General features: G+C 39.1%; 9 protein-coding genes. 1 reads left to right on the plus strand and 8 read right to left on the minus strand.

The annotated features are described in order from the left end of the window. Positions 1–561 precede the first annotated feature (561 nt). From PASHI_RS09225 to PASHI_RS09255, 8 genes are all read right to left on the minus strand, one after another. Positions 562–1,716: a zonular occludens toxin family protein gene (locus tag PASHI_RS09225; protein ID WP_062564383.1), complete on the minus strand. Its 1,155-nt coding sequence runs from the start codon at positions 1,714–1,716 to the stop codon at positions 562–564. A 4-nt stretch (positions 1,717–1,720) separates the two neighbouring features. Beyond that, complete coding sequence (locus PASHI_RS09230; protein WP_062564384.1) at positions 1,721–2,044, minus strand: hypothetical protein; 324 nt, start codon at positions 2,042–2,044, stop codon at positions 1,721–1,723. Beyond that, positions 2,037–3,917, minus strand: a complete 1,881-nt coding sequence (locus PASHI_RS22330) for a collagen-like domain-containing protein (protein WP_167542011.1) — start codon at positions 3,915–3,917, stop codon at positions 2,037–2,039. Before PASHI_RS22330 ends, PASHI_RS09230 begins: the two co-directional genes overlap by 8 nt. A gap of 251 nt (positions 3,918–4,168) precedes the next feature. Continuing rightward, positions 4,169–4,303, minus strand: a complete 135-nt coding sequence (locus PASHI_RS22335; RefSeq protein ID WP_279625936.1) for a hypothetical protein — start codon at positions 4,301–4,303, stop codon at positions 4,169–4,171. Between the two features lie 33 nt (positions 4,304–4,336). Then, positions 4,337–4,603: a hypothetical protein gene (locus PASHI_RS09240; protein WP_062564386.1), complete on the minus strand. Its 267-nt coding sequence runs from the start codon at positions 4,601–4,603 to the stop codon at positions 4,337–4,339. A gap of 2 nt (positions 4,604–4,605) precedes the next feature. Beyond that, on the minus strand, positions 4,606–4,905 hold the full coding sequence (locus PASHI_RS09245; RefSeq protein WP_062564387.1) for a single-stranded DNA-binding protein: 300 nt from the start codon (positions 4,903–4,905) through the stop codon (positions 4,606–4,608). Then, on the minus strand, positions 4,902–5,114 hold the full coding sequence (locus tag PASHI_RS09250; protein ID WP_062564388.1) for a hypothetical protein: 213 nt from the start codon (positions 5,112–5,114) through the stop codon (positions 4,902–4,904). The genes PASHI_RS09245 and PASHI_RS09250 overlap by 4 nt, the downstream gene beginning before the upstream one ends. Continuing rightward, entirely contained in the window at positions 5,111–6,568 is a 1,458-nt protein-coding gene (locus tag PASHI_RS09255) for a phage/plasmid replication protein, II/X family (RefSeq protein ID WP_082710852.1), read from the minus strand. Before PASHI_RS09255 ends, PASHI_RS09250 begins: the two co-directional genes overlap by 4 nt. Here PASHI_RS09255 and PASHI_RS09260 point away from each other — a divergent pair. Further along, a complete protein-coding gene (locus PASHI_RS09260; protein ID WP_062564390.1) occupies positions 6,544–6,882 on the plus strand; it encodes a helix-turn-helix domain-containing protein in 339 nt (112 codons plus the stop codon). The genes PASHI_RS09255 and PASHI_RS09260 overlap by 25 nt on opposite strands. Positions 6,883–7,363: the final 481 nt, after the last annotated feature.

The following is a 7,363-nucleotide window of genomic DNA, read 5'->3' on the forward strand; positions in this document are numbered from 1 at the left end:
ACAATATCTTTTAAAGCAAGCTGATCACTCATTTTGATTAAGTCATTGCCAATGATATTCAGCGTCTAGCTTACTTAAATCAAATCGTACAGCTATCTAATTTGAGCTTGAAGGGCATCTACGTGGCTTTCGTTATTACGAACAGCTTGTTGTAAAAATTAATCATAGTTAATGAACTTAAAGCCATAATGGTTACAGGAAGTGAAACCAAAATTGCTTTTATATTTTTGGGAAGCCGTACAAGAAAGGCATTTCAAATCTAAGACTGTAAAAAGTCATCGTTGTAGTCTTATTGTAATGAAGTAAGGCGTGTTGAAAATTTACAAAGTAAAAATGAGAACTTCATAAAAAGCTAAAAACCGTGAAAACCCAAATTAAGCAAAAAAGGGGCTAAAAAACCTTAAAATCTAACGACTAATGAACCTGCTTATAAAGATAAATAACTAATTTAACATAATATAAATTATGGGTAGTTAGTGGTAGGTATGAATAAATGAATTTGTTAGACGTTAAACGCTAACCCAAGGCTTTCAACAAGTTGAAAGGCTTGGGTTTTAGCGTTTAATTATTGGTATACAAATCGTGGTACATTTCATCGGGCACTTGATTATCAAAATATTGATTAGTTGGTTTATATCTAAAAACTGCCGCTAAGTGCTCACCTCTATAAGCTTCAACACCTAATAAGGTTTTCTTAAGTCGATAACCGAGCATCAATAATTCATCCCTATTGAAAGTATCGAGAACTTGCTTAGTATTATTTTCAACAACCACTAACACATCAACAATACGGCCTTTATAAATTTCTTCATACGTGATCATCGCATTGTTATTTTGGATCATATCCCTAATTCGCTGATATGGGTCAGTGCTTGGCGGCTTAGGATTTTGCGTTTGTTTAGGTGCTGCTTTACTTTGTCCAGTTGCAGGTGTTGCGGGTTGATTTTCAACTTTTGCTACTGGCCTGTTGCTAGGTTCGTTAGCACCTTGTTTAACAATTTGAGTTTCACCACTAAAAAACGAACTTAAGAAATAAATTGCAAAACCAATTACACCTAAGAAAATTGGCAAGTAAAGCATAAACTGTTTTGTTTTAAATATGTTCACACGGTCATCAGAATAAACATCCGTGTTATCTGTTGTTAGCTGGTGACTTAGATATGAGCCGAAATATTTACTGTCGTATTTTTCAGTACCTGACTTAATCTTTTTAAATACTACATCACCTTTAACACCATTAATTGAACCTTGGTACATTTCCCATTTGTACTTGTTATCAAGTCCAACCATTGAAAGTTTTAGGAATGTAATTTTACGTTCAATCCTTCGCTTCCATGTTGTATGACAATCGGCAAGCGCTTGACCCATACAAACTATATCCATACCTCGATGACGGTGTTCAGCAATGAATTGTGTCATTTCGTCAGATAGCTTTTGTCTGCCACTGGGGAAAAAGTTTTGGAGTTCATCAAGAACAAGTAGGCAGTCGTTTTCTACAATTTCATAGACTGTGTGAACTTGTTCCTCAGTCACTTCGGTATAAAGTTCTTTAAGTTCATCTACTGTTCGGCCTGTTAGTTCACTCACTTTTTCATAGTTAAAGCCGTTAAGTCGTGCAAATACTTTACGGCCTTTTTCTAATGAAGGAATGATGTGCTTTACTAGTGCTTCATAACTTTTACCAGAGCCTGGCAAACCTTCGTGAAATATAATCATGACATTACCACTGGAATAAGGTTAATACTTTGCGGGTTAATCGAAATGTATACCCTATTCCGATTATTCCTAGGGCTTCACTGAACCCCGTTGCACCTAGCAAGTAACCTACATCTGAGGAAATTCCCCCAGTAAACTGGCTGATGCCTGCTTGTATAAATTGTGGTGGTTCTATCATGGCAAATATGAACCTGAAGCCTTCAAGTAATTTTTCAAAGGTTTGTAGTGATAGCCAAAGTAAAGCGTTTAGTAAGAAATCTAATATCTCATAAACCCAGTCTACGAATGCTTGCCATTGCTCGGCAAACCAGTCAATTAAATCATTCAATTGCTATTCTCCATGCAAAAAAGCCAGCTACTAAAAGTAAAATCGCTCGTATAGCAGGTAAGATATTTTGTACTGCTGGTGAGCAAAACTGGTCTATATCAATACGAAAAGTTGCGCCCATTACATCGACTGTTGTAGACCATGTTGGGCATGCACCACCAAAAGACGTTACAAAGAAATTGTCTATTGCAGTGAATATGGGTAGTGCTTTCATCTGGTCGGTATGTTCTTCCAAGACTGTTCCGAAATTCTGATTTTCCCAATCAAACTCGGCTATTTCAGTCCAAGTGTCAGGCTTTGTTTCATAGTCAATTTTTGGCTTGTCGCCGTCATATTTGCCTAAACTTTCTAGTGCTTTAGATTGCTTCTCAAGTTCGCCCGTTTGTTTCTTCATTTCGCTTAACTGGGTATCGAGTGCAGCAATAATTGCATCTTCATCAACACCGTTTATGGTTGATGTTGTGCCATCTTCACAAGTAACTTGTGCGTCACCATTAGCTAATTGTTGGGTAGTGCACGAATCGCCATTTTCTACTTGAGCCAGTGAATCAGCACAGGCAATTTGAACACCATCAGGGGTTGCTACAACACTACAGTTTTCACCATCTTCACCGTCTACCCCATCAATACCATCTCGGCCATCTTTACCATCAATGCCGTTAATGCCATTGATACCATCGCGGCCGTCAGCGCCGCTTTGACCTGCAATACCCTGTACGCCCTGCTCACCTTTGTCGCCCTTTTCACCTTTTTCACCTTTTTCACCTTGTTCGCCTTGCTCTCCCTTTTCGCCTTGTATGCCTTGCTCTCCTTGTAGGCCATCGGCACCATCAGCACCGCGTGCACCAGCTGCGCCTTGTATTCCTTGAATCCCTTGTTCACCTTTATCACCCTTATCGCCTTTTTCGCCCTTTAATTGACCACTAGAAACTAAGTTATTTAATTCTGTTTCAGTGATGAATGATGCTTCAATTGCAGTGATTCTTGTGTCGTGTTCACTAACTGTTTGCTCTAATCCGGTGACTTGATTCCAGTTAATTGAGATACCGCTCTCTGGACAGCTAACTTGATAAACTCCCCCAGATGACTGAGCTGAGCAAAATTTATCTTCACCATTATTAGAATCATCAACTACGTGCTTACCTGTTGGGTCACACTCATTGCCTGTGAAAGTCCCAGAGCCAACTGACCAAGTTGTGGTAGTTTCACCAACTACAGTATCCAACCAAGGGCCACCCGTTACTTCACATATTTTACCGTGACGAGATAAGCAATTAGGGTGTCCGCCGTCTGGGTAATCTTCATTGTTAACAGTGATTGAGTTAAAAGCAGCTTGCTCACCTACGCCGCCTTTGCAAGACTTATCAACTTGGTCGGGTTCTGCTGACATGTAGCAGTATTCAGGTTGTTCTGGTTGTATTTCCCAAATCTGTAAATTCGGATTAAAACCAATTCTTAATAGATGCGTATGATTTGGATAATCATCAGGCGGGCATGAGTTCTCAGGAATAGAACCTACTTGAGTACCATAAAATTTTTGATTACTTACTGTGTACTCACAGTCACCGTTCCACTTTTCTTGACCAAAGTTTTGATGAAGTTTGTTAGGTTCTGCTGCATCCCATTCAAATTGAGGTGGTGAACATACGTCCGTTCTTGCTGCGAAATATTCTTGTGCCTTTGTTAGCCAATAACCTTGGCAGGCTTGATATACATTATCAGCAGGTTTAGGTGTTAAATCATTTGAGTCACATACGTATTGGTACTTGATTTCTTGTTTAGGTGTAACACCATCACCAACATAGTACTGGTCGGCCAAGTCTTGAGGTTCATCTGCTGCAATGGCCAGTGTTGCAAACAGGCTAAACATCATTAAACAGAGCCACAGTTTAATGAGTGAAAAAGTTAGCTTAATTGGGTGTCTTACTGCGTACTTAAAACCTCGAAAACACCATGATAAAAATTTACTCGCTTTCGAAACCACGAATGACCGCAACGGCGCAAGCAATGCCAAGTGATGCATAGTAGAGTCCCCAAATCATGATAATTACTCCATTAAAAAAGCCACGCACCTGCAAAGAAACGTGGCTTGATGTGCGATTTTTGAAACAGGTTAAACGATGATTAACGGAACCAACCGATAACCTTGTTATAACCCCACTTAGCTACACCGGGTAAAATCTTGATAGCTGCGATTGCTGTGATTGCTGCCACGATAGCTGTTGCGTCAATTGCGCCTGTAACACCTGTAAAATCCATAATGATTTCCTTTTAGCTTGAAAAGATTAATTTTTAAGTATTGTCGTTTTCTGGTCGAAACCAGTTGATTACTGTTCCATAGCCCCAAGCGGTCATGTAACAGATGATGACTAGTGAAAAGCCAGCAACGAATAATGCGGTTGCCTCTTCACTAGAAATTTCGTTAGGGTCAAACAACGAAGAACCTAACAAAAATTGTTGGTACTCGGTCGGCTCAAGCATGACAAAGCCAGTGCAGTCTTGGATTGATTGCGCGGTTGGTTTTAGTTCGCCGTACTCAAGCTGGACACAAGTAGCCATGATTAACTTGCCTTTTTATCTAGTACATTAGATGCAGGAATTAGTTGTAAGCCAAAACGATCTAACTCAAGTTGTCCGTATTGGTTAACCTTGAAACTAGATGGTGCTAATTCATATTCACCGACTTGATATGCATCATTGTGGTCATCATGTGTGATTTTAAATTCCACAGGAAAAACACCACCCATATGTGCATAAGCTTTCTGTTCATAAACAGTACGAGCTGGTTTATCACCTTTAGCTGGGAAAGTTCTTGGCGTTGGAATGTGTGCGCCGTTTGTATCGATAATTTGGATTCTCATTTGTCTGATTCCTTGTTGTAGTCATCAATCGCGGCACGTTGGCCGTCAGTAAATTGATTTGTGCGTAGTTGAAGTTTTGCGTATTCAATGAATCTATCGAATGAATAAGCGACGATAGCAATAGAAAAACATGCTATTGATTCTAGGGTGTAGCTACATGCCAAAAGCACGTAACCAAAGAATATTGATGTAATAATTAATGGGTTCATGACACCAACCTTAGAAAACCTTGGTTCTCTTTAAGTAAAACTTGATTTGATAAACGGTCAGGTTCTTGCCATCCAGTCGGGTGCTGTTTTGAAAAATCAACGTTAACCATACGAATAAGCGGAACAACATTTGACGCTGTTGCTTGTAGATTTTGTAAGTAGGCTTTTGGTACTACATTGGTGATCAACTTAATATTGTCATTGAAGGTTGAACTTGGAGTAGTTGCTTTTACTTCTTCCCAACCTTCATGTTTAAGTAAACGGAAAAAGCGGAAAAGGCGGTTAGCCTTAGCGTATGAAACTTTTTCCATGACAATATCAGTGACCTTATCACGTGAGTATGTAACTTTTTTATAATGCTCTTTTAGTTGAGCCTGAACTTCATCATCTGAGTATGTACGCATGGTTGCACCCTCGAACGTTTTGAATATGTCAGACCAAGATTGCTCCCATAACTTTTGTATTAAACACCCATCAAAATTGCTGCTGTATTCTTCGAATAGCCAAAGATTAGTAGGTATGCCTAAACGGTTTAACATGCGAGGCATTACACTAGCTTCGAAACGAAGTGCATTTTTAGCAAACTGTTGTACTTCTGGTGCTGTCATTGAATCAAGCTGACGTTTGAAAATTTGGTCTTTAGTTTTGTCGAATTTTGCTTGTGCTTTATTGGTTTGATCTTGTAGCTCAAACTGTTTTAAGTACGCTTTTAAACGTTTATGTCGTGACCCCTTACCGAAATAAGCGGTCGTATCAAATGCAGATTTAGCGCCCCTCGTTTGACCATTAGATATGTTGCGTAATGCGTGAATTACGTTCCGACTATCTGACTCGGTCGACAAGTGAGCGCTAAATGTGCAATCGATTTGTGCTAGTTCTGCGTTGTGGTACTCAAGAATTTCACCCATTTTAGGGAGTGCATATTCAAATGTGGTAATAAGTGCATCAATACATAGCATCACATCACATGTGCCAAATACGTTATGACCTTGAAGTAATTTTGCAGGACTAGCTTTTAGTTCTATGTGTGGATAGTAGTTGCTGCCCCCTGCTCTCACTTTGAAAGCAAGGTTAGCCCAAGAGCTTGGGAGTGATTCGTAAGGGTGACGCAAAGCAGACACTTCGGCCAAGCAGATATTTTCACTATCTAATCGATAATCGTTAGGTGTAAAAATCACGTCACCCGCTTCCATCTTACAACCTCTTTTTTGACACTCTCGCAAATCAATTAAACCACTTGCTCCATCTGGAGAAGCAGCTACAACTGATTCGTGAAAAGGTATCTTAATCCTTAAGAGGTCTATCATCGGAAAAACTGTCAAGTTAAATAATATTGCCAATATAGGATAAAATAATTTTACTTTCAAGATACTGGATAAAAAAACACTACTTATAATGACTATTAATTTAACCCTAAAGAAGCAAAGTGATGTTTGAAGAAAAAATAAAGTCATTGAGATTGGCTAGAAATCTTACCCAAGAAGATGTTGCAAAAGCGATAGGGACTACTAAAACAACATATATAAAATATGAAAAAGGAACTCAGTCGCCACAACTAAGCACAATAGAAAAGCTGGCCAAATTTTACGGTATGAGCCCACAAGAAATAATAAGTGATCAGGAAACTGATATAGATGAAAGATTAATAAGTAAAATAGGTCTTATTAAACAGCTGGGAGAAAAGGAAAAAGAATCGATAATAATGATGATTGAAAGCGTAGCATTCAAATATCAAACAAAATTACTATCGAGGCAATTTGAAAAATAAATCCGAATTTCGGCCAAGAGTCCACTATTAAAGTATGTGGACTCTCCCACCTACCGTACCTATTCTGGTACATCGGTTTTTACTGAAACATGGGTTAGGTTTATCAGGGGCGCATGGCTGCGCGGGGTTTTTCTTCCAAAAATAGATGGTTTGCGCTTCGCTTGGTTACGGCCAATAACCTACAGCTTTTCAAATTACTTATGAGTGTGGCCTACGTTCTTACGAACAAGTCCCCAGTGGTACGTAATATCGGAGTTGATTATTACGTAACGAGTTAAATATTACGTAATAAATTACGTACCTTTTGAGTTGGTACGTAAAAAATAACATACCCATAATTGGCATTATGTTACGGGTTGCTTGCTCTGGGGAGCTTGCAATCGTTGTGCGCTTCGCTATTTTGCACAACGAATACCACAAGCGCCCCGCCAATAAACCATTTTGGCGCGGCACTTTCTCAACATAACACGTTTCAAATTAT

The organism is Pseudoalteromonas shioyasakiensis (genome assembly GCF_001550135.1).
Taxonomy (GTDB): Bacteria; Pseudomonadota; Gammaproteobacteria; order Enterobacterales; family Alteromonadaceae; genus Pseudoalteromonas; species Pseudoalteromonas shioyasakiensis.